20 protein-coding genes are annotated in these 20,893 nt (G+C 70.4%); 12 read left to right on the top strand and 8 right to left on the bottom strand.

Annotated elements, in window-relative coordinates; genetic code table 11:
- Positions 1–2,170: transcription-repair coupling factor (mfd, locus tag RIV14_RS12045; RefSeq protein ID WP_309325198.1), on the top strand; the 2,170-nt coding region annotated here is incomplete at its 5' end.
- Between the two features lie 34 nt (positions 2,171–2,204).
- Here mfd and RIV14_RS12040 read toward each other — a convergent pair.
- The 3 genes from RIV14_RS12040 to RIV14_RS12030 are packed head-to-tail and all read right to left on the bottom strand — an operon-like array spanning position 2,205 to position 4,917.
- Positions 2,205–2,882, bottom strand: coding sequence for an ABC transporter ATP-binding protein (locus tag RIV14_RS12040; RefSeq protein WP_075373437.1), 678 nt, complete (start codon positions 2,880–2,882; stop codon positions 2,205–2,207).
- Positions 2,879–3,970, bottom strand: coding sequence for a hypothetical protein (locus RIV14_RS12035; protein WP_075373438.1), 1,092 nt, complete (start codon positions 3,968–3,970; stop codon positions 2,879–2,881). Before RIV14_RS12035 ends, RIV14_RS12040 begins: the two co-directional genes overlap by 4 nt.
- A complete protein-coding gene (locus tag RIV14_RS12030) occupies positions 3,967–4,917 on the bottom strand; it encodes a hypothetical protein (RefSeq protein WP_075373439.1) in 951 nt (316 codons plus the stop codon). The genes RIV14_RS12035 and RIV14_RS12030 overlap by 4 nt, the downstream gene beginning before the upstream one ends.
- Positions 4,918–5,471: 554 nt before the next feature.
- On the opposite strand from RIV14_RS12030, the gene RIV14_RS12025 reads away from it, so the two are divergent.
- From RIV14_RS12025 to RIV14_RS12000, 6 genes are all read left to right on the top strand, one after another.
- Complete coding sequence (locus RIV14_RS12025) at positions 5,472–6,236, top strand: hypothetical protein (protein WP_075373440.1); 765 nt, start codon at positions 5,472–5,474, stop codon at positions 6,234–6,236.
- Between the two features lie 218 nt (positions 6,237–6,454).
- A complete protein-coding gene (gene eno, locus RIV14_RS12020) occupies positions 6,455–7,741 on the top strand; it encodes a phosphopyruvate hydratase (protein WP_075373441.1) in 1,287 nt (428 codons plus the stop codon).
- Between the two features lie 235 nt (positions 7,742–7,976).
- Positions 7,977–8,669 carry an FtsB family cell division protein gene (locus RIV14_RS12015; protein ID WP_075373442.1) on the top strand — a complete coding sequence of 231 codons (693 nt, stop codon included), beginning with the start codon at positions 7,977–7,979 and terminating at the stop codon, positions 8,667–8,669.
- Positions 8,666–9,181, top strand: a complete 516-nt coding sequence (locus RIV14_RS12010) for a DUF501 domain-containing protein (RefSeq protein ID WP_075373443.1) — start codon at positions 8,666–8,668, stop codon at positions 9,179–9,181. The genes RIV14_RS12015 and RIV14_RS12010 overlap by 4 nt, the downstream gene beginning before the upstream one ends.
- A 54-nt stretch (positions 9,182–9,235) precedes the next feature.
- Positions 9,236–10,264, top strand: a complete 1,029-nt coding sequence (locus RIV14_RS12005) for a Ppx/GppA phosphatase family protein (RefSeq protein ID WP_075373444.1) — start codon at positions 9,236–9,238, stop codon at positions 10,262–10,264.
- Positions 10,261–11,142, top strand: a complete 882-nt coding sequence (locus RIV14_RS12000) for a type I 3-dehydroquinate dehydratase (RefSeq protein ID WP_075373445.1) — start codon at positions 10,261–10,263, stop codon at positions 11,140–11,142. The genes RIV14_RS12005 and RIV14_RS12000 overlap by 4 nt, the downstream gene beginning before the upstream one ends.
- A 134-nt stretch (positions 11,143–11,276) precedes the next feature.
- Here RIV14_RS12000 and RIV14_RS11995 read toward each other — a convergent pair whose 3' ends face one another.
- Positions 11,277–11,774 carry an NTP pyrophosphohydrolase gene (locus tag RIV14_RS11995; protein ID WP_075373446.1) on the bottom strand — a complete coding sequence of 166 codons (498 nt, stop codon included), beginning with the start codon at positions 11,772–11,774 and terminating at the stop codon, positions 11,277–11,279.
- 259 nt (positions 11,775–12,033) lie between these two features.
- Between RIV14_RS11995 and RIV14_RS11990 the strand changes: the two genes are divergently transcribed.
- From RIV14_RS11990 to pth, 3 genes are all read left to right on the top strand, one after another.
- The gene (locus RIV14_RS11990) at positions 12,034–12,621 is read left to right on the top strand and encodes a hypothetical protein (RefSeq protein ID WP_075373447.1); all 588 of its coding nucleotides are present in this window, start codon (positions 12,034–12,036) and stop codon (positions 12,619–12,621) included.
- Positions 12,622–12,987: 366 nt separating this feature from the next.
- Positions 12,988–13,599, top strand: a complete 612-nt coding sequence (locus RIV14_RS11985; RefSeq protein WP_075373448.1) for a 50S ribosomal protein L25/general stress protein Ctc — start codon at positions 12,988–12,990, stop codon at positions 13,597–13,599.
- A gap of 90 nt (positions 13,600–13,689) precedes the next feature.
- Entirely contained in the window at positions 13,690–14,292 is a 603-nt protein-coding gene (gene pth / locus RIV14_RS11980; protein ID WP_075373449.1) for an aminoacyl-tRNA hydrolase, read from the top strand.
- Positions 14,293–14,445: 153 nt separating this feature from the next.
- Here pth and RIV14_RS11975 read toward each other — a convergent pair whose 3' ends face one another.
- The 4 genes from RIV14_RS11975 to RIV14_RS11960 form a co-directional block, all read right to left on the bottom strand.
- On the bottom strand, positions 14,446–15,183 hold the full coding sequence (locus RIV14_RS11975) for a response regulator (RefSeq protein WP_075373450.1): 738 nt from the start codon (positions 15,181–15,183) through the stop codon (positions 14,446–14,448).
- Positions 15,165–16,718 (bottom strand): sensor histidine kinase, encoded by a 1,554-nt coding sequence (locus RIV14_RS11970; RefSeq protein ID WP_081381896.1) that lies wholly within the window; start codon positions 16,716–16,718, stop codon positions 15,165–15,167. The genes RIV14_RS11975 and RIV14_RS11970 overlap by 19 nt, the downstream gene beginning before the upstream one ends.
- Positions 16,719–16,833: 115 nt before the next feature.
- Complete coding sequence (locus RIV14_RS11965) at positions 16,834–17,736, bottom strand: ABC transporter permease (RefSeq protein WP_075373451.1); 903 nt, start codon at positions 17,734–17,736, stop codon at positions 16,834–16,836.
- A gap of 73 nt (positions 17,737–17,809) precedes the next feature.
- Positions 17,810–18,766, bottom strand: coding sequence for an ABC transporter ATP-binding protein (locus RIV14_RS11960; RefSeq protein WP_075373452.1), 957 nt, complete (start codon positions 18,764–18,766; stop codon positions 17,810–17,812).
- Positions 18,767–19,199: 433 nt separating this feature from the next.
- On the opposite strand from RIV14_RS11960, the gene RIV14_RS11955 reads away from it, so the two are divergent.
- Both RIV14_RS11955 and RIV14_RS11950 read left to right on the top strand, forming a co-directional pair.
- Positions 19,200–20,186 (top strand): Bax inhibitor-1/YccA family protein, encoded by a 987-nt coding sequence (locus RIV14_RS11955; RefSeq protein ID WP_075373453.1) that lies wholly within the window; start codon positions 19,200–19,202, stop codon positions 20,184–20,186.
- 219 nt (positions 20,187–20,405) lie between these two features.
- Positions 20,406–20,813 (top strand): FKBP-type peptidyl-prolyl cis-trans isomerase, encoded by a 408-nt coding sequence (locus RIV14_RS11950; protein ID WP_075373454.1) that lies wholly within the window; start codon positions 20,406–20,408, stop codon positions 20,811–20,813.
- Positions 20,814–20,893: the final 80 nt, after the last annotated feature.

Raw genomic sequence — 20,893 nt, 5'->3', positions numbered from 1 at the left:
CCTGCCGGCCCGCCGCGCCCGCCGCTCCGTGGACCCCCTGTCCCTGCACGCCGGGGACCTCGTGGTCCACGCCCAGCACGGGGTGGGGCGCTTCATCGAGCTGAGCCGGCGCACCGTGGGCGGGCCACGCTCCTCGGCCACCCGCGAGTACCTCGTCATCGAGTACGCCCCCTCCAAGCGCGGCCAGCCCGGCGACCGCCTCCTGGTGCCCACCGACGCCCTGGACCAGGTCACCAAGTACGTCGGCGGCGACAGCCCCGCCCTGAGCAAGATGGGCGGCGCCGACTGGGCCAAGACCAAGTCCAAGGCCCGCAAGGCCGTGCGCGAGATCGCCGGCGAGCTCGTGCGCCTCTACGCCGCCCGCGCCGCCACCACCGGCCACGCCTTCAGCCCCGACACCCCCTGGCAGACCGAGCTGGAGGAGGCCTTCCCCTACACCGAGACCCCCGACCAGCTCTCCACCATCGACGAGGTCAAGGCCGACATGGAGAAGGCCCAGCCGATGGACCGGCTCGTGTGCGGCGACGTCGGCTACGGCAAGACCGAGATCGCCGTACGCGCCGCCTTCAAGGCCGTCCAGGACGGCAAGCAGGTGGCGGTCCTGGTACCCACGACCCTGCTGGTGAGCCAGCACGCCGAGACCTTCACCGAGCGCTACGCCGGCTTCCCGGTGACCGTGGCGGCCCTGTCCCGCTTCCAGGACGCCGCCGAGTCCGCCAAGGTGCTCGAAGGGCTGGAGAAGGGGAGCGTCGACGTCGTCGTCGGCACCCACCGCCTCATCACCGGCCAGGTGAAGTTCAAGGACCTGGGCCTGGTCATCATCGACGAGGAGCAGCGCTTCGGGGTAGAGCACAAGGAGACCCTCAAGGCGCTGCGCACCAACGTGGACGTCCTGTCCATGTCCGCCACCCCGATCCCGCGGACCCTGGAGATGGCGGTCACCGGCCTGCGCGAGATGTCCACCCTGGCGACCCCGCCCGAGGACCGCCACCCGATCCTGACCTACGTGGGCGCCTACGAGACCAAGCAGGTCTCCGCCGCGATCCGCCGCGAGCTGCTGCGCGAGGGGCAGGTGTTCTTCGTCCACAACCGGGTCGAGGACATTGACGCCACCGCCGCGCGCCTGGCCGAGCTGGTGCCCGAGGCGCGCGTGGCCACCGCCCACGGGCAGATGAACGAGCACCAGCTCGAGGCCGTCATCGACTCCTTCTGGCGCAAGGAGACCGACGTGCTCGTGTGCACCACGATCGTGGAGACCGGGCTGGACGTGTCCAACGCCAACACCCTCATCGTCGACCGCGCCGACCGCATGGGCCTGTCCCAGCTCCACCAGCTGCGCGGGCGCGTGGGGCGCGGCCGGGAGCGGGCCTACGCCTACTTCCTCTACCCCTCCGACAAGCCGCTGACCGAGACGGCCCTGGAGCGCCTGCGCACCATCGCCACCAACACCGACCTGGGGGCCGGGATGCAGGTGGCCATGAAGGACCTGGAGATCCGCGGCTCGGGCAACCTGCTCGGCGGCGAGCAGTCCGGGCACATCGCCGGGGTCGGCTTCGACCTCTACGTGCGCATGGTCTCCGAGGCCGTGGCCGCCTACAAGAAGGCCCTGGCCCGCTCCGGGAAGGCCGGCGCCGACATGATCGGCTTCGAGGAGGACGACGAGGAGGACGTCGAGCTGCGCATCGAGCTGCCCGTGGACGCCACCGTCCCCGAGGACTACATCCCCCACGAGCGCCTGCGCCTGGAGGCCTACACGAAGTTCGCGGCGGCCCGCTCGGGGGAGCAGGTCGACGACGTCCTGGAGGAGCTGGCCGACCGCTACGGGCCCGTGCCCGAGGCGACCGCCCGCCTGGCGGCGCTGGCGCGCCTGCGGGCCCTGGCCGCCCAGCTGGGGGTGCGCGAGATCGTCGCCCAGGGAAAGTCGGTGCGCTTCGCCCCGGTGGACCTGCCCGAGTCGGCGCGCATGAAGGTCACGCGCCTCTACCCGGGCACCGTGCTGAAGCCCGCCACGCGCACCATCGTGGTACCCGCCCCGGGCACCAACCGCATGGGTGGGGCGGCCCTGTCCGGCGAGGACGTCGTGCGGTGGGCCGAGGTGCTCCTGCGCGCCGTCGTCCAGGGCGACGCCTCCTACGAGACCGAGGCCACCACCTACCGCAAACGCCGCTGACGCACGCGCTGATGAGGGATGGCGCCTGAGAGCCTCAACCGGAGAGCCGGCCGTCCTGCATGGTCAGGACCCGGTCACAGGCCTCAGCCACCCGCGGATCGTGCGTGGCGATGATGAGGCAGCCGCCGTGACGAGCGCTCTGGGAGATGAGCAGTGACGTGACCTCCAGGGCGGTGACGGAGTCCAGCGACGCCGTGGGCTCGTCGGCCAGGATGCAGCGCGGCCGGTTGACCAAGGCCCGCGCCACGGCCACACGCTGACGCTCCCCACCTGAGAGCCGCGGGGGCGTGCTCTCCTCGGCCCAGGCGATCCCGACGTCGGCCAGGGCCTGTCTAGCCCGCTCATGCCTGTCCCTGCGCCTGGTGCGGGGCCTGCTGTACTCCAAGGGAAGGGCGACATTCGCCAGCACGCTCAGGTGGTCGATGACCGCCCCGCTCTGAGGGATGAGGCCCAGTAAGCGGTTACGGGTCCGGGCCCGCCTGTCCGGGTCGGAGGGGGCGGGGACGCCGTTGACAAGGACGCTCCCCGAGGTCGGTGGGATCGTCAGCCCCAGCACGCCCAGCAGCGTCGACTTGCCGCACCCGGAGGGCCCCACGACCGCCACCGACTCGGACCGGCCGATGGCAAGTGACACCGAGTCGAGTGCGTGGACCGGCTGACCGCCACGGTGGTAGTCGACGCTGACCTCGATCAGCTCCAAGGCCTGCGTCATCGGAGTCTCCCGAATCGCGCGAACTCGATTCGCACACGGCGGACCGTCGTCATGAGAAAGACCAGGTAGATGATGATGAGGATGCCCCCGGCTGCTGCTGCGGCGCCCCTCAACAGCGTGCTGGCTGCCAAGGCCAGGAGCGCCAGGGCCGGAAGCACCAGCATGGTGGCAGCCAGGAAGGCTGCCAGGCGCGTGGTGAGCTGAGCCGACGTCGCACCATAGAGATGACGCAGCAGCAGGTCGGCTCGCTCGCGGCGCAGCACTGACCGGATGGAGGCGCCGTAGGCGATGGAGACCAGGGTGGTCAGCCCCAGCAGGCCGACGCCGTGCATGGCAGCCCACACCAGGAGATTGCGGAAGCGCTCGGGCTGATCGGCGGCCAACCGGTGCGGAACCAGGGCGAGTCGGTCCTGTCTGGCAGCCGTGATGAACTGCTCGGTGTCGTCGTCGGTGGCGCGGAGCAGAACCGTGCGCCACACGGCCTCCTCCTGCTCGGTGCCATCCAGGTGATCCAGGCTCGAGGGCGGCAGTGCGATCAGCACCGACCTGTCCAGGTCGATCCCCACCGCAGCCGGGTCGAAGAGCGTGGCCGACGACGGCGTTCGGCCTGCTACCGGCACGCTGTGACCTCCGAGGTACAGCGGTCCGTCCACGGGATGGGGGACCTGGTCCCCGACCATGGCGCAGGGCGCCGGCGAGCAGAGCCTGGCTCCGGTCATGGCGTTCTGAGCGGCCTGCCCGACGACGATCACCACTGGATTGCCTCCGGCGAAGGAAGGGTCGTTGACTTCCACGTTGCCTATGACCATCGTGTAGGCCGAGCCCGAGGCGATGCGGTCACCCAGGTCCTCCATCAGACCGGAACTCGGATCGTTGTCCAGATCGCCGAGGTAGTAGGGCGTGAAGGTGGTGGCGTCGAGCTCGCGCAGGCGCTGGGCCGTCATGACCACTGACGTCTGGGTCATCACCTCGGCCAGTGTCATGGTGAGGATCGCGCTGACCAGCGTGAACATGAGAGCGATACCCGCGGTGCTCCAACGGTGGCGCCATGCGGCGCCCAGAGCGCCCGCGATCTCGGTGCGGATCATGCCCCGGCACCTCTGAGCCCGAGACGCAACCAGATGGCGAAGGTGAGCAGGCGTGCCATCCACAGCACGGCACCGCCCACCACCGCCCCCACGACCAGGACCCCCAGCTCCGGCGGCGAGAGCGGAGCCTGGGCGACCAACGCCGCCACAGCTCCTGCACCAAGCGCTCCGGCTGCGGTCCCCGCGATGACCCGAAGCAGCTCCCGGCCACAGCGCTCGCGGACCAGTGCCGCCTCGGTGGCGCCGACCATGCGACGCAGCCGGATCTCTCCGCGTTGCTCAGGCAGCGACAGCGCCAGGGACATGACGGTGCAGACGATCCCCAGGGCGGCGAACAGGGCGGCCGTGGCCACTGTGGTGTCGCGCACCAGCGACACCAGCGCCGGTTGGCGCTGGGTGCTCTCAACTGTCAGCCCGGACTCCTCCAACACAGAGCTGACACGTGCGATCAAGGCCGGGTCCGTTGTTCCCAGGAGCAGCTCCCCGGTGCCCAACGGTGCGCTACCGAGCGGCTCCACGAACTGCAGGCTGCTGGTCGAGGGCGTGACTCCCGGGATGCTCACGGTGCCGAGGACGGTGCGTCCGGCAGGTGCCAGCGGGGCCTGCCCGCGTGTCCTCCATACAGTGCTCGAATAGGTCCCGCGGATCGCAAAGAGACCAGGGCGCGAATCGGTATTCAGTGGGCCGGTCCAGTCGATGCGCTGCTTGGGATCGAGGACTACGAGGATGGGGTCGCCATCGCCCTGAGAGGCCTTGACCATACTGACGCCCTCCTGAGTAAGAAGTGCGCGCAGCTGCCGGGCGGCCGTGAGCTGCTGCTCCTCGGTTGCGGAGCGAGCGGAGCTGGACAGCGTGAGAGTCGTCGTCGGCCCGGGTATGCCGTAGGTCTCGGTTGACCGAGTCTGCCCCCACCACAGCGCCGCCAGAGCCAGGAAGGCGACCAGCATCCCGTAAACGACTGACAGTGCCCCGCCTGCCGACCTGCTGGCATGCGGGAGGAATCTGTCCCTTGTGCTCGCCAGTCGGGGAACGGACAGGCTGCGATCCTCACAGCCGGCGATTCTGGTGGCCGGGCTGATGAGCGAGTACCTCCCTGATGGCTGACCCGAGTGCTGACGGACAGGTGGCAGGCGTGTGACCACAGTGCGGCCGCTCAGCCGTGACGGCTCCCATGCCTCACCTATATCTACGGTGCCGTGTCGATCTCGGTCGCGCAACCGCTGGCTACTGCACGAGGGTCGGGGGCTACTGGGGGAGGGATGGGTGTACTCCACGTAGGTGGGGCTATCGTGCAGTACGCACAACCCCCGGCCAGTAGATCCCCACCCTCGTGGAGTAGGCCGACCCTCGTGCAGGACGTCTGCAGTGTGTCCGGAGCCGCGTCGGTGGGCGGCGGCGGACCGGCTGCGTGCGTCGTCGCAGGCGGAACGGTAGGGTCGGGGGCAGAAAAGTTGTGACACCATGTCGCCCTCCGGCGTCGTCCCCCTTCCAGGAGCAGACCGTGACCCGAAGCCTTGCCGCACGTACGCGCGTCCTCGCCGCCAGCGCTGCACTCCTCCTCGCCGTCGGGGCGCTCGCCGGCTGCTCCGACCACCCCGGTCGGGTGGCCGACATGCACTACACCGGCCTGGACGGGGCCCGCCACTCCGTGGTCGTCACTGAGAAGGACGTCGACGTCGTGGTCAAGGAGCTGGACTCCGCACTCGGCCGGGAGAACCTGGAGCATCAGGGTGTGAACCGGTCTCAGATCGCTAAGCTCCTTGTTCAGGCCCCCATCATGGTAGAGGTCGGCCGGGCCCACGGAGTGACCGTCACCGACGCGCAGACTGTGCAGTGGTCCAAGGAGCATCTGAGCTTCGAGCCCCGCCAGGCGGCAACGATCACCTACCTGCGGGCGATTGCCCTGTCTGGCGAATACCAGGAGCTCTATCAGCAGGGGCAGCAGGGGCAGGCCGTGATCGGCGAGCTGCAGAAGCTCTATAGCACGCTTGACGGTGATTTCTCGCCGCGCTACTCCGACAAGGCTCGGACCTGGTCGACCCAGACCGATCCCCGACTGGCATCCGGCAACAACCCCTTCGGAGGCGGCCTGCAGCAGGCCCCCCAGCAGCAGCCTCAGCAACAGCAGCAGAATCCCCAGCAGGGCGGTCAGCAGCCCGCCGACTCCAGCCAGACCGACGGGCAGGGCGAGACCGGTCAGGCCGACGGCGCTGCGGGCGAGGGTGGCCAGGGCACCGAGCAGCAGCCCGAGACCAACGGCCAGTAGGGCCGCTCAGCGCCCAGGACGACGGCGGAACCGAGGAGCCGTCGTCGTCCAGTGCCGTCCAGTGTTTCTCGCCGGGCGTGAACACTGTGCATTCCTCAGGACCATGGCCCTCGTGGTGGGGGTGCGGGCCCGCTAGGCTGGACCTGCATTCGGCAGTCGCGCGCGAGTGTGCCCGACGCCGACGACCGCATCACGACCCCCTCAGCAAGGAGCACCAAGTGGCCCTCATCGAGAACGTTCACGCCCGCGAGATCCTCGACTCCCGCGGCAACCCGACCCTCGAAGTCGAGATCCTTCTGGAGGACGGTGCTTCCGCTCGCGCCGCCGTCCCCTCGGGCGCCTCCACCGGTGCCTTCGAGGCCGTTGAGCTGCGCGACGGCGACAAGAGCCGTTACGGCGGCAAGGGAGTGGAGAAGGCCGTCGCCAACGTCAACGACATCATCGCCCCCGAGGTCATCGGCTTCGACGCCGCTGACCAGAGCGGCCTCGACCAGCTCATGATCGAGCTCGACGGCACCCCCAACAAGGGCAAGCTCGGCGCCAACGCCATCCTCGGCGTCTCCCTGGCCGCCGCCCAGGCCTCCGCCGAGTCCGCCGGCCTGGACCTGTTCCAGTACGTCGGCGGCCCCAACGCCCACGTCCTGCCCGTGCCCATGATGAACATCCTCAACGGTGGTTCCCACGCCGACTCCAACGTGGACATCCAGGAGTTCATGATCGCCCCCATCGGCGCCCCCACCTTCCGTGAGGCCCTGCGCATGGGTGCCGAGGTCTACCACGCCCTCAAGGCGGTCGTGAAGGAGCGCGGCCTGTCCACCGGCCTGGGCGACGAGGGCGGCTTCGCCCCCAACCTCGACTCCAACCGCGAGGCCCTCGAGCTCATCGTCGAGGCCATCGAGAAGGCCGGCTACAAGCCCGGCAAGGACGTCGCCCTGGCCATGGACGTCGCCTCCTCGGAGTTCTTCGACGACAAGACCAAGACCTACCAGTTCGAGGGCGAGGCCCAGGACACCGCCTCGATGGTCGAGTACTACAAGCAGCTCATCACCGACTTCCCGATCGTCTCCATCGAGGACCCGCTCTCCGAGGACGAGTGGGACGACTGGAAGCACCTCACCGAGCAGATCGGCGACAAGGTCCAGATCGTCGGCGACGACTTCTTCGTCACCAACCCTGAGCGCCTCGCCAAGGGCATCAAGCTCGGCGCCGCCAACGCCCTGCTGGTCAAGGTCAACCAGATCGGTTCCCTGACCGAGACCCTCGAGGCCGTCGAGATGGCCCACCGCGCCGGCTACAAGACGATGACCTCCCACCGTTCCGGTGAGACCGAGGACGTCACCATCGCCGACCTGGCCGTGGCCACCAACTCCGGTCAGATCAAGACCGGCGCTCCCGCCCGTGGCGAGCGCGTCAACAAGTACAACCAGCTCCTGCGCATCGAGGAGGCCCTCGGCGACGCCGCGGTCTACGCCGGCGCCGGTGCCTTCCCCCGCTTCCAGGCCTGAGCCTGACAGCGACCTGCCGACGCCGAGCCGCTGACTGACGCGGCGCCTCAGCCGCGACTCGACGACGACGCACCCCACCGCTTCGGGGCAGACGGGTTCTCCCGCCTGCCCCGAAGCGTTGTCTACGGGACGGTGCTGTTGCGCGTCCATCAGGGGGCGAGTGATGAGTGGGGCGTGAGCAACGCGCCCGGTGGGGTGCGTCCTCGCGCGGCCCCGGGTGAGGCAGGATGCCGGTATGACTCCACGCCGCCCCTCCTCCAGCCAGTCCGGGACGCGCCGTGTTGCCGGCGGCGCCCGGCCCCGTCAGGTTCCGGCCGAGCGGGCGGCCTCCGCGGCCGGGTCCGGTTCCGGCTCGGCCGCCTCCCGGTCCCGGGGCCTGCCGACGACGGCGCCCGGGCGGACCCTGCCGCCCAGGGTCGTCATCCTGGCGGTCGTGTGCCTGCTGGCCTTCGTCGTCATCTTCACCTCCCTGCGCGCCTACCTGTCCCAGCAGGCCCAGTACGACGCCGTCGTCGACAAGATCAAGGAGGCCTCCGACACCTCCACCACCCTGGAGAACGAGCTGGCCCAGTGGAAGGACGACACCTACGTGCGCTCCCAGGTGCGTGAGCGCCTCGGCTACGTCATGCCCGGCGACACCAGCTACGTCGTCGTCGGCGCTGACTCCATGAAGGAGACCGAGGCCGGCGGCGGGGCCACCCCGGGCTCCCAGGACGCCCCCTGGTACCAGGAGCTCCGGGACTCCTCGCGGGCCGCCGGCCAGGCCAGTAGCACCGCCCCGGCAGGATCGAAGGACGGGGTGGACGGCAAGACCCTCAACCCCGCCCAGAAAGAGCTGCCGACCGGCGAGCCCAACCAGACGCCGTCGGATCCGCCCAAGACCACGCCGAAACCGGCCGCCACCCCGCAGACGAAGGAGACCCCGTGAGCCCCACCCCCCAGACGCAGGAGCCGGTGTCGTCGGCCGACCTCGAGGCCCTGGCCGAGCAGCTGGGGCGGGTGCCGCGCGGAGTCGTCGCCATCGCGGCCCGCTGCGTGTGTGGGCGCCCCACGGTGGTGCGCACCGCCCCGCGCCTCGACGACGGCACTCCCTTCCCGACCAGCTACTACCTCACCCACCCGGCCGCTGTGAAGGGCTGCTCCACCCTGGAGGCCGAGCACCTCATGGAGACCTTCAACGCCGACCTGGCCGCCGACGCCGAGCTGGCCGCCGCCTACGCCGCCGCCCACGCCGACTACCTGGCCCGCCGCGCCGAGCTCGGGCAGGTCCCTGAGATCGAGGGGGTCTCCGCCGGCGGCATGCCCACGCGCGTCAAGTGCCTCCACGCCCTGCTCGGGCACGCCCTGGCCGCCGGGGCCGGCGTCAACCCCATCGGTGACCGCACCCTGGAGGTTCTGCGCGAGCGCGGACTGTGGGATCCTGAGCGCTGCTCCTGCTAAGCGGCAGGGACACCCTGTTCCTTCCTTCCCGACCCAGCCCAGGAGGCCGCCGCCATGACCCGCGTCGCCGCAATCGACTGCGGCACCAACACCATCCGTCTCCTCATCGCCGAGGCCGACCGCGACGACTCCGGGCGCCCCCGCCTGGAGGTGCTGCGCCGTCGCAACGAGATCGTGCGCCTGGGCCAGGGCGTGGACCGCACCGGCCTGCTCGACCCCGAGGCCCTGGAGCGCACCCTGGCGGCCGTGGCCTCCTACGCCGCCGACTGCGCCGAGCTGGGCGTCGCCCCCGGAGGCGACGTACGGCGCTTCGTGGCCACCTCCGCCACCCGCGACGCCCGCAACCGCGAGGACTTCGTGGCCGGGGTCAGGCGCCTGCTGGGCATTGAGCCCGAGGTCGTCAGCGGCCAGGAGGAGGCCCGCCTGTCCTTCACCGGTTCGCTGCTGGGCTCCCGCGGGTCAGAGGGCGACCAGGCAACGGGGCGGGGCGGGTGCGCGCCGGCGCGGCTCGTCGTCGACCTCGGGGGCGGCTCCACCGAGCTGGTCCTGGGCGTGGACGCCCCCAGCGCCGCCATCAGCCTGGACACCGGCAGCGTGCGCATCACCGAGCGCTTCCTGGCGGGCGGCGTCACCCCCGAGTCCGAGGCCGCCGCCCGGGCCGAGGTGCGTGGCCTGCTCGATGAGGCCGAGCGGGTAGTCGACCTGTCCGCCCCGGGGCGGCTGGTTGGCCTGGCCGGCACCATCACCACCGTCACCGCCCACGCCCTGGACCTTCAGGCCTTCGACCCGCAGGCCCTGAATGGTGCTGAGCTGAGCCCGCAGACGGTCCTGGCCTCCTGTGAGGCGATCATCCACTCCACGCCTGAGCAGCGCGCCTCCTGGGGCTACCTGGCCCCCGGCCGCCGCGACGTCATCGCCGCGGGAGCCCTCGTGTGGAGCGAGGTCGTCTCCCGTGTCGTGGAGCGGACCACCGCCGCCGGGCGCCCGCTGCAGCGGGTCACCACCAGCCTCTACGACATCCTCGACGGCATCGCCCTGTCGCTCGTGCCCGAGCCGGGGCCGGCCGAAGGGGCCCGGGTGTGAGCGCGACGCCGCTGACCTGGGGCGGGCGCAGCATCCCCGGCCCCGGTGGCCTGCCCGCGGTGGCGGTCTCCCTGATCGGGCCGAGCCTCGCCCACGCGCGGCCCCAGGCCCGCAGCGCCGTCGAGGCCGGTGCGGACGTCCTCGAGCTGCGCGTCGACCTGCTTGAGGAGGTCGGCGCCCTGGCTGCCCCCGGCCCGCTGGACGCGGCCACGGCCACCGCCCAGGTCCTGGAGTGCCTACGGGGACTGGGGGAGGCCATAGACGGCGCTGACGCCGACGGTGTTGACGCCGATACCGGCGCCCCGGTGCTGCTCACCTGCCGCACCGCGGCCGAAGGGGGCCGGGCCCACCTGGATGACGCCGCCTACGGCGCCCTCCTGCGCTCCGTCCTCGACGGGCTCGCAGACTGGGCGCCCGAGCGCCGTCCGGCCGCCATCGACGTCGAGGTCCAGCGCGGCTGTCTGCCTCAGGCCTGCACGCAGGCCCACGGCCTGGGGATCGGCGTCGTTGCCTCCTTCCACGACTTCGAGGCCACCCCGTCCGATGAGGTCCTCGAGGAGGTCCTGGCCCGCATGGCCTGTGAGGGCGCCGACCTGGCCAAGATCGCCGTATGGCCCACCAGTGCCGACGACGTCGCCCGCCTCCTGGGCGTGTGCGCGCGGGCCACGGCCGGCGCGGGGGAGCGCGGCGGCCTGGGGGTGCCCGTGGCCGCCATGTCCATGGGGGCGCTCGGGGCGGTCAGCCGTGTGGCGCCGGCCTTCGGGACGGCGCTGACCTTCGCCGTCGTCCCCAACGAGCAGGGACTGGCCCGGGCCTCCGCTCCCGGCCAGCTGCCGATCCAGGACGTGCGCCGCTGCCTGGAGCTGCTGCGGGCCTGAACGATGGTCCGCACCCGCGAGTTCATGTTGGCATCGGTTGGCCTACTGCTCGAGTTCGTAGGGTAGGTCCTGCGTTCGGGGGGTAAGGGTACGAACGCGACCCCTACGGTACGAACGCGTGGAACCTGGTGGGGCTAGACGTCGAGCCTGCGCAGGAGCTGCGCGGGCGGAAGGGCCCCATCCTCGATGTAGGCGCGGAAGACGGGGGCGGCCTGCTGACCGGTGAAGACCTCCTCGGGGTGCAGACGCAGGGAAAAGGGCTCGAGACCCCCGTTGTCCCAGGTGATCGTGGTCCACGCTCCGGGGTCGGCGACGGGCTCGCGGGCCACGGCGTAGTGCTCGTAGGAGTCGTCCTCGTGGGTCACGCGGATCTCGACGCTCATGGCCGCTGAGGAGCCACCGCACTGGATGAAGGTGGCCCGCGCCGGAGAGGACTCCGGAACCTCGTCCATATGCGTCATCCCGTCGGGCAGCGCCCACACCACGACGGCAAAGTGCCTCGCGCCGTCCAGGTAGGCGGGCGAGGTGAGCTTACGGGCGACCTCATCGGCGACGAGCCGCGGGGTCTGGGGCTGCAGGAAGACGTCGATGGGACCGTTCCTGCCGACGATGTACTGGGCGAAGTACCTCATGGTCTGCTTTCTGCTCGTCGGATGTGGGAGTCCCGCCAACGGTGCGAGGCGCTGGCGGGCTCGGGGCCTTGCCCTCCGGATGATCTCAGGTTCCTCACCCGTTGAGTGCCCCCGTGGCCGGGACATGGGGACAAGTCCCCGCCCCGGCCTCCGTGAGCGCGGGCCACCGGTCGCACGGCGCGAGTAGTCTTCGCTGCACCCGCAGTGCCTCGCGACGGGCCTGGTCGCAGGCGGGGCCGGGAGCGAAGGAGGGGCGAGCATGACCGAGTACGGGAGGCGCGGCGTCGTCGGCATGGGGCTCGCCGGTGGAACGGCACTGGCACTGGGCGGTTGCGCCCCAGCGCAGGACGGTCGGTCGCGGCCGGGTGCGACGCCGACGTCGGATGGCCGTTTCGCGACCTTCACCGAGTATGTCCCCGTGACGCTGGAGATCCGCACCGATCTGGGACGCCTCGACAGACGCATGCCGGGCGTCACCATCTCCTCGGCCCACTGGGTCATGCAGTACCAGCAGGAGCAACGCGAGGTCCTGCCTCCGCAGGACCGCCCGATATGGATACACGGGGTGCTGGCACTCGAACCCGCCAGCACTCGGGCGCTCGCCGAGGCGTCGAGTGGGAAAGCCGATCCGCTCCCCGGTATCTACCCCGACCTGCGCCAGTACGTCCCCGAGGACAAGGCCTTCACCACAGTCCCGAAGGAGAAGGCCGATGCGATTTTCGACATCGAGCACATGATGGAGGATGACCCGAGCCGTTTTAATTCTCCCCACTTTGAGACCGGGCAGGTCGCCATCTGCGCTGACGCCAACCTCCTGATCTTCATTGCGACGGAATGGCATACGTGACGCGCCTGACCGGCTGCAGGCCTGCGGCCCGCGCGTTCGTAGGTTAGCCCTCGCGTTCGTACCCTTAACCCTCGACCGCGCGGTATAAGGTACGAACGCGCGAGCCGCTCCGGTCTGACAGGGGCTCAGCGCGCGTACCGGCTCCACGACGGCCTCTAGGTGGGGCGCCTCACCGGCTGCGTGGCTGTTCGCGCGCCCTGCCCATGCCGTAGTCTTGCCCACGTTGCCCCGGCGAGGGACGCGCCAGTACGGCGCGCATCCGTGATCGACGTGGTGGTACCTGGCGGTACTGCGCGTCGTCGCGCCCAGCCGGACCACCATCAGCCGCGGGGCACCGGGCCCCGCCTCATCCGCAAGGAGAGCCACATGGCCAATAACGCCATCACCCTCAAGGCCCAGGACCGCACCGAGTTCGGCAAGGGCTCGGCCCGCCAGGCTCGCCGCGCCGGCCAGGTCCCCGCCGTCGTCTACGGCCACGGCACCGAGCCCCGCCACGTCCTGCTCGAGGAGCACGCCACCCGCATGGCCCTGCGCAGCAACGACAACGCCCTGGTCGAGCTGGATATTGCCGGCGGCGAGACCCTCCTGGCCCTGGCCAAGGACGTGCAGCGCCACCCCATCCGCCCCGGCGTGCAGCACGTCGACTTCCTCCTGGTGAACCGCAACGAGCGCGTCGACGTCGAGGTCCCGGTCACCGTCATCGGTGAAGCCACCCCCGGCACCATCCACATGATCGAGGCCGCCACCGTCATGGTCTCCGCCCCGGCCGTCTCCGTGCCCGAGACCATCGAGGTCGATGTCACCGGCATCGACGCCGGTACCGTCCTGACCATCGCCGACATCACCCTGCCCAAGGGCGTCGAGGCCGTCGCCGACGCCGAGACCGCCGTGGTCAACGTGGCCAACGAGCACGCCGTCGCCTCCGAGGTCCCCGAGGACGCTCCCGCTGAGGACGACGACGAGGCCGAGGCTGAGTGAATCGCGCGTGACTGACATGTCCAGCCACGACGACGCGCCGGCAGGCACCACCCGCGCCGCCCGCGCCGGGCTCATCCCGGGGTGGGGCGCATGAGTGAGGCCTGGCTCGTCGTCGGGCTGGGGAACCCCGGGACCCGGTACGCCCGCAACCGCCACAACGTCGGCTATATGGTGCTCGACGTCCTGGCTGAGCGCACCGGGTCCCGGTTCTCCCAGCACAAGAAGGCCCGCGCCCGTGTGGCCGAGGGCCGGCTGGGCATGATGCCGGGCGGAGCCCCCGGCCCCCGCGTCATCCTGGCCGCGCCCTCGGTGCTCATGAACCTCTCCGGCGGCCCCGTGGCCGGGCTCGTCTCCTACTACGGGATCGACCCCGACAGCCGCCTGCTCGTCATCCACGACGAGCTCGACCTTCCCGCCCACGAGCTGCGCCTCAAGCGCGGCGGCGGCGAGGGCGGTCACAACGGCTTGCGCTCCATCAGCAAGTCCATCTCCACCAAGGGCTACGCGCGCCTGCGTGTAGGCATCGGCCGCCCGCCGGGACGCCAGGACCCCTCCGACTTCGTCCTGTCCGACTTCCCCGGTCGCGAGCGTGCCGACCTCGGCGTCACCCTGGAGCAGGCTGCCGACGCCGTCGAGCAGGTCGTCACAGCCGGCTTCGACGACGCCCAGCAGCGCCTCCACGCCCCCCGCTGACGTTCGGCTGCCTCATCGGGCCGCGTGGGACAGATGCTCTTGGCAACCATCCGCGCTGTTCGTTCCTCACAGCGCTCCCGCCAGGCCCGTCCACGCCTTCGAGCACCTGTCTCACCCGATCAGCCGAAACCGGCTCAGCGACGCTGCTGGTCCTCAGGCCATGAGGCCGGTCTCGTAGGCGACGACGACGGCCTGGACCCGGTCGCGCACGTCGAGCTTGGCGAGCACGTTGCCCACGTGGGTCTTGACGGTGGTGGCTGAGACGACGAGGTGCGCGGCGATCTCCGCGTTCGACATGCCTTGGCTCATGAGCACGAGGATCTCCTTCTCGCGCGGGGTCAGCGAGTCGATCCGCGGGTCCGAGGAGGACTGGGCCGGCGCGTCCGAGCTCGGCAGCGAGGCGGCGAACATCTCCAGCATCCGCTGGGTGATGCGCGGCGAGACGACCGCCTCCCCGGAGGCTACGGTGCGGATGGCCTCGGCGAGCTCGGTGGGCCGGGTGTCCTTGAGCAGGAAGCCGGAGGCCCCGGCGCGCAGCCCGGCGAAGGCGTACTCGTCCAGGTCGAAGGTGGTCAGGATGAGCACGCGCGTGCCCGGGCACTCCTGGGCGATGCGCTCGGTGGCCTCGATGCCGTTCATGCCCGGCATGCGCACGTCCATGAGGATGACGTCGGGGTGCAGGGCCCTGGCCTGGGCCAAGGCGGAGGCCCCGTCGGAGGCCTCGCCGACGACAGTGATGTCCTCCTCGGCCTCCAGCACCATGCGGAAGCCCATGCGCATGAGCGCCTGGTCGTCGGCGAGCACGACGCTGACCGGGCCGGTGACCTCGCCGGGGCGCTCCGACCCGCCCGGCTGGAGGGGGTCGCTGCTGCTCACAGGGGCGTCTGCCATGAGAAAGTCCCTTCGTCATGCTCGTCCCAGCGCAGGACTGCGCGGACTCGCCAACCCGTGGGCGTCGGGCCAGCCTGTACGGTCCCACCATAGACCGATGCGCGTTCCCGCATGCCGATCAGCCCTTTACCGGATCCGTGCATCGGGCGCGTGCCGGGGGCGGCCTCGTTGTCCACGGTGAGGACCACGGTGCCGATGTGCCGTTCGACGTCGACGCTGACGGCCGGCGTCGTCGGGGCGTAGCGCAGCACGTTGGTCAGGGCCTCCTGGGCGATGCGGAACACGGTGAGCTGGAGGGCCTTGTCGTCTGGGAGCGCGGCACCCACCCACCGGTAGGTGACCGGCACCCCCGCGGCCACGAAGCGTTTGACGAGCTCAGTGATGTCGGCTTGCTCGGGGGAGGGGGCCAGGGGCAGGTCGCCGCGGGAGCGGTCGCCCGCGCCGTCGGTGGCCTGCTGGCGCAAGTTCGCGATGGGGGCGCTGGGCTCGACCGGCGTCACCGTCCCCAGGGGGGCGAACTCGGGCACCGGCAGGTCGCGGACCTCGCGCTGGTGGGCCGACGACGGTGAGCCCTCTGAGGGGGCCGAGGCGGAGGCGTGCCCCGCGGTGACTGAGGGGTCCTCCCGCAGGACCCCCACCAGGCGGCGGGTGTCGGCCAGGGCACTGCGTCCGGCCTCGGCCAGGGTCTCCATGGCCTGCTTGGCCGTGGCCGGATCGCGCTCCACGGTGGCGGCGGCGCCGTCGGCCATGGTGATCATGACGGCCAGGGAGTGGGCGACGACGTCGTGCATCTCCCGGGCGATGCGACTGCGCTCCTCGGCAGCCGCCAGCAGTACCGCCTGCTCGCTTGCCAGAGCCATTCGGGCCGAGCGGAGCTCCATGGCCTTGAGCCGCAGCCGGGCGGAGCGGGCGTTGAAACCGAGTAGGATGCCGACCAGGATGAGGAGAGCGAGGATGACGGTGGTACGCAGGAGCTCCCCGACCGATAGACCAGGAGTTGTCAGGCTGAGGTCCACCATGAGAACCGTCAGGGATACCGCCCCCGCGGTCCATGCGGCGGCCGGCCTGCGGTGCGAGGCGATGGCGCCCAGTGAGAAGGGGACTGATATCAGCTCCATGCCGCTGACGCCGATGGACGCGTACAGCAGTTGCTCCGCAGTGAGATGGAAGGCCCACTGGACTCCGAATTGATAGATCTCCGGGATCAGGAGGATGGCGGCCCAGCTCCACAAAGGGACGCGTCGGCGAAGTGCCAGCGCGATCCCCGTCAGTGCGATCGCGATCAACGCCAGGGGCAGGATGGGGTAGGTGCTCGCCGGGCTGCTTGGCCGCAGCAGAAACGTGACACCTGTGAAGAAGGCGTATGTGACGACGCCGGCGGCGATGGAGATGTCGATGATCATCGGGTGGCGGTGGTACCACGTGCGGATCGCTCGCAGCAGGCCCCGTGGCTCGGGCGGGAGCTCCAGGTCGTCCTCGTTGGGCATGGTGGCGCCGTGACGGCCGGGCTGAGGGGGCGGCAGCTGGCTGGACATAGGACTCAGTGTGTCATTCCAGGGGGTCATGATTGACGTCGACTTGTGCGGCTGAGGGACCCGCTTCCGACGATGGGGGTTCTTCCCGTGCCTGTCGGAGGCGGGGCCGGCCGGCTCAGGCGTCGCGCCGGGAGAAGACGAACCAGGCTGCGATGAGTGGGATGAGCGCCCAGGCGGCGAAGACCGCGATGGCCTGGCCGTGGGTGAGGAACTGAGCGCCCTGGCCGCCCCACTCGGTGGTGCGCTGGAACGGGTCGGAGACGGCCTCGGAGACCGTGCTGGGCAGGCAGCCGATGATCTTGTAGACCCAGTCCCACTTGCTGGCCGCGAGCTGGAGGGGAGCGGTGATGACGAACAGGAGGGAGACGATCACGGTGATGGTGCCGGCGGTGGAGCGTAGCAGGAAGCCGAGCCCCAGAGCCATGAGGGCGATGACGGCGAAGACCAGGCCCGAGCCCCAGATATAACCGGCGTAGTGCGAGTCGGTGAGTGAACCGGCGTGCTCACCGATGAAGGGCTTGGAGATCGCCCAGGACAGGAAGACGGACAGGCTTCCCAGGAGGAAGGAGACGATGGCCAGGACCACTGCCTTGGACGCCAGGAGCTGCCCGCGCTTGGGGACGGCGGCCAGGGAGGAGCGGATCTGTCCGGAGGAGTACTCCCCGGTGATGATGAGGGCTCCCAGGACTGCGACCACGATCTGTCCGAATGTCAGGCCTTGAGTGATGAGGTCCTTGGCCGTGTCCTGGTACTCCTCGGTCCGTCCGAGGATGGCGGTGAGGCCGGCCCCGAACAGGACGGTCAGGGCGATGGTGATGAAGGAGGTGATCCAGGTCGAGCGCAGGGACCAGAACTTGATCCACTCCGCGCGCACGGAGCGCAGGATGGTCTGGCGGCTCTGGATGCGTGGTCCGGCTGGGCGCGGTGCGGGGCCTGCGGGGGCGGTCCCGACGGCGGTGCGCACCGGTGCGGGGCCTGCGGGGGCGGCAGAGACATGTACTGGGGTGTGGGTACTCATGGCTTGGCTGGACCTTCTGTGGTGAGACGGATGGAGCGGTCGATGGCGGGCGCGGCGCGCTGGGGCGCGGGCCTCAGCCCCGGGCGGGGCCCTGCGGCACGGCCTGGCGCATCTGGGTCTGGGAGGCGGGGTCGGTGCGGTACTCCACGGAGTCGCTGGTCAGAGTCATGTAGGCCTCTTCGAGGCTGGCGCGGATGGTGGTGAGCTCGTGCAGGACGATGCCGCCCTGGGCGGCCAGCTCGCCGATGGTGGCGGCGGTGGTCGCGGTGGTCTCCAGGACGTTGGGGGCCACGGGCCGGGCGGCCAGGTTGCGGGAGGCCATCAGCTCGGCGAGCTGGGTGGCCTGAGGGGAGGCCACGCGCACCCGGTCGGTGGTGGCCGAGGCGATGACGTCGTCGACCGGGCCGGCCGTGAGGATCCGGCCGCGGCCGATGACCAGGAGGTGGTCGGCGGTCTGGGCCATCTCGCTCATGAGGTGGGAGGAGATGAACACGGTGCGGCCCTCGCCAGCCAGGCGGCGGCAGGTCTCACGCACCCACTTGACGCCCTCGGGGTCCAGGCCGTTGACGGGCTCGTCGAACAGGAGCACACCGGGGTCGCCCAGCAGGGCCGCTGCGATGCCCAGGCGCTGGCCCATACCCAGGGAGAAGCCCTTGACGCGCTTCTTGGCCACCGGGGTCAGGCCGGTGATGTCCAGGACCTCGTCGACCCGCTTGGCGGGGATGCCGTTAGAGGCGGCCAGCTGGCGCAGGTGGTTGCGGGCGCTGCGCGAGCCGTGCAGACCCTTGGCGTCCAGCAGGGCTCCGACCTCGCACAGGGGGGCCGACAGCTGCCGGTAGGGGCGCCCGTTGATCGTGACCTTGCCGCTGGTGGGCTTGTCCAGGCCCATGATCATGCGCATCGTGGTGGACTTGCCCGCCCCGTTGGGGCCCAGGAAGCCGGTGACGGTGCCGGGCTCGACGGTGAAGGAGATGTTGTCCACCGCCGTCTTCTTGCCATAACGCTTGGTGAGATTGACTGCCTCGATCATGATGTTCTCTCTTCGACGTGGGCCGCTGGCCAGGGGGTGGGTGGTTCGCCGTGGTTCTTCCAGGGGCTTGCCCCAAGGAGCAACCAGATGGCTTCAGCCTAGGAGCGCGCCGGCGTCGGCGAATCGGCCGAGGTGACGAACCCGGGGCCTGTCGGGGTGGGTCCGCCAGGGGGAGGAGGGTCCTCCTGGAGGATGAGAACTGATTGGTCGATGCGAGCCGGCGGAGGCTGCCGAGGAGGCCGGCGCTCGGAGCACGAGTGGGGACCTCTCCCCTGAGGGCTACGTTGTGAGGGAAATGGGTTCCCCTGACCGTGCGGGGGCTGCGCATAATGTGCGCAGTTTCCGGCGCCGGCCCTTTCCGGCCGGACCGGACTGCGAGCGACGGCCTCTCCGGGCCGACGGTCCCAGCCCCCTCAGAGAGGATGAGAGGAACATGTCCAACCCCTTCTTCAGCCGAAGCACCGCTTTCAAGGCCGGCGGCCAGGCTCCCGGGACCGCCCCGGCTCAGACGCCCAACGGCTACCCCACGATGCCCGGCTACCAGGCCGGCCAGTACGGCCAGCAGGCCGCCGGCTACGGCCAGCAGTACGGGCAGCAGTACGGGCAGAGCGCCAACCCGTATGGCAACCAGTACGGCCAGCAGACGGCCGGATACGGCCAGGTGACCCCCGAGCAGATGGCCGGTCTGGAGGCCCAGTACCAGGCGCCGTCGGCCACCAACGCGGACATGCGCCGCATGACCTACGACGACGTCATCATCCGCACCGCCGGCATGTTCGCCGTCATCCTGGCCACCGGCGCCCTTTCCTGGAGCCTGGTGACCAATGAGGCGACTCGTGGTCTGGGCGTCATGGCGATGTTCGCCGGTGCCATCGGCAGCCTCGTCCTGGGCCTGGTCAACAGCTTCAAGCGGGAGCCCTCGCCGGCTCTCATCCTGGCCTACGCGACCTTCGAGGGGCTGCTGCTGGGCAGCTTCTCCGGCGTGATGGAGGCCCTCTACGAGGGCATCGTCGTCCAGGCCGTGCTCGCGACGCTGGCCACCTTCGGCGCCATGCTCGCGGCCTACTCCTACGGCGGCTTCCGGGTCCAGGGAAGGTTCCGTCGAGTGGTGGTCGTGGCCACCTTCGGCTACATGATCTTCAGCCTCATCAACTTCTTCCTCATGGTGACCGGCCTGACCACCGGCGCCTGGGGCCTGCGCTCCCTGACCATCATGGGGATCCCCCTGGGTGTCCCGCTGGGAATCCTCGCGGTCATCCTGGCCTCCTTCTTCCTGGCGATCGACTTCGAGTCCATCGGGAATGGGGTCCGCAACGGGCTGCCCCAGCGCTACGCCTGGGCGGGGGCCTTCGGCCTCGTCGTCACTCTCGTGTGGCTCTACGTGGAGTTCCTGCGCCTGCTGAGCTACTTCCGCGACTGAGCTCACGGCGCGGGGTCGGGGGATCGGTGCGTCCGATCCGGCTCGACGTCACCACCTCGGCTGGGGCCGGGACGCGGCTGGTGCGTCCCGGCCCCAGCCGTGTACTCGGTGGCTTCGGGCCTGTTCCCGTGCCTGCCACTGCCTGACCCGCTCGCCGGGTTCGCGCTGGGCCGAGGCCCGCTGCGGCGTCGAACCGGGGGCCTCACGTAGGCTCACCGCATGATCAACACCAACATGCCCTCCGTCGAGGGCGCCAAGGGCACCAAGCCCACGCTCACCTTCCCCGGGCCCGAGGCCCCCGAGGGGCTCCAGGTCCAGGTGCTCGACGCCGGCGACGGCCAGGTGGTCGAGGCCGGCGACACGATCGTGGCCAACTACCTGGGCCAGATCTGGGGCGGCAACGTCTTCGACAACTCCTACGACCGCGGCCAGCCGCTGAACTTCCAGGTCGGCGTCGGCATGGTCATCCGCGGCTGGGACGACGCCCTCGTAGGCCAGCGCGTGGGCTCGCGCCTGCTGCTGTCCATCCCCTCCGAGCTGGGCTACGGCGACCGCGGCGTCCCGCAGGCCGGTATCCGAGGCGGCGACACCCTCGTCTTCGTCACGGAAATCCTCGGCGTCATATGAGCCGGGCTCACTGAGCCACCGGCCGCGCGTTCGTAGGGTAGGTCTCCGGTTCGTACCCTTAACCCCTGTGTTGTCTCATG

The organism is Actinomyces acetigenes (assembly GCF_031296635.1).
GTDB lineage: Bacteria > Actinomycetota > Actinomycetes > Actinomycetales > Actinomycetaceae > Actinomyces > Actinomyces acetigenes.
This window is presented reverse-complemented; position numbering and strand designations above follow the sequence as displayed.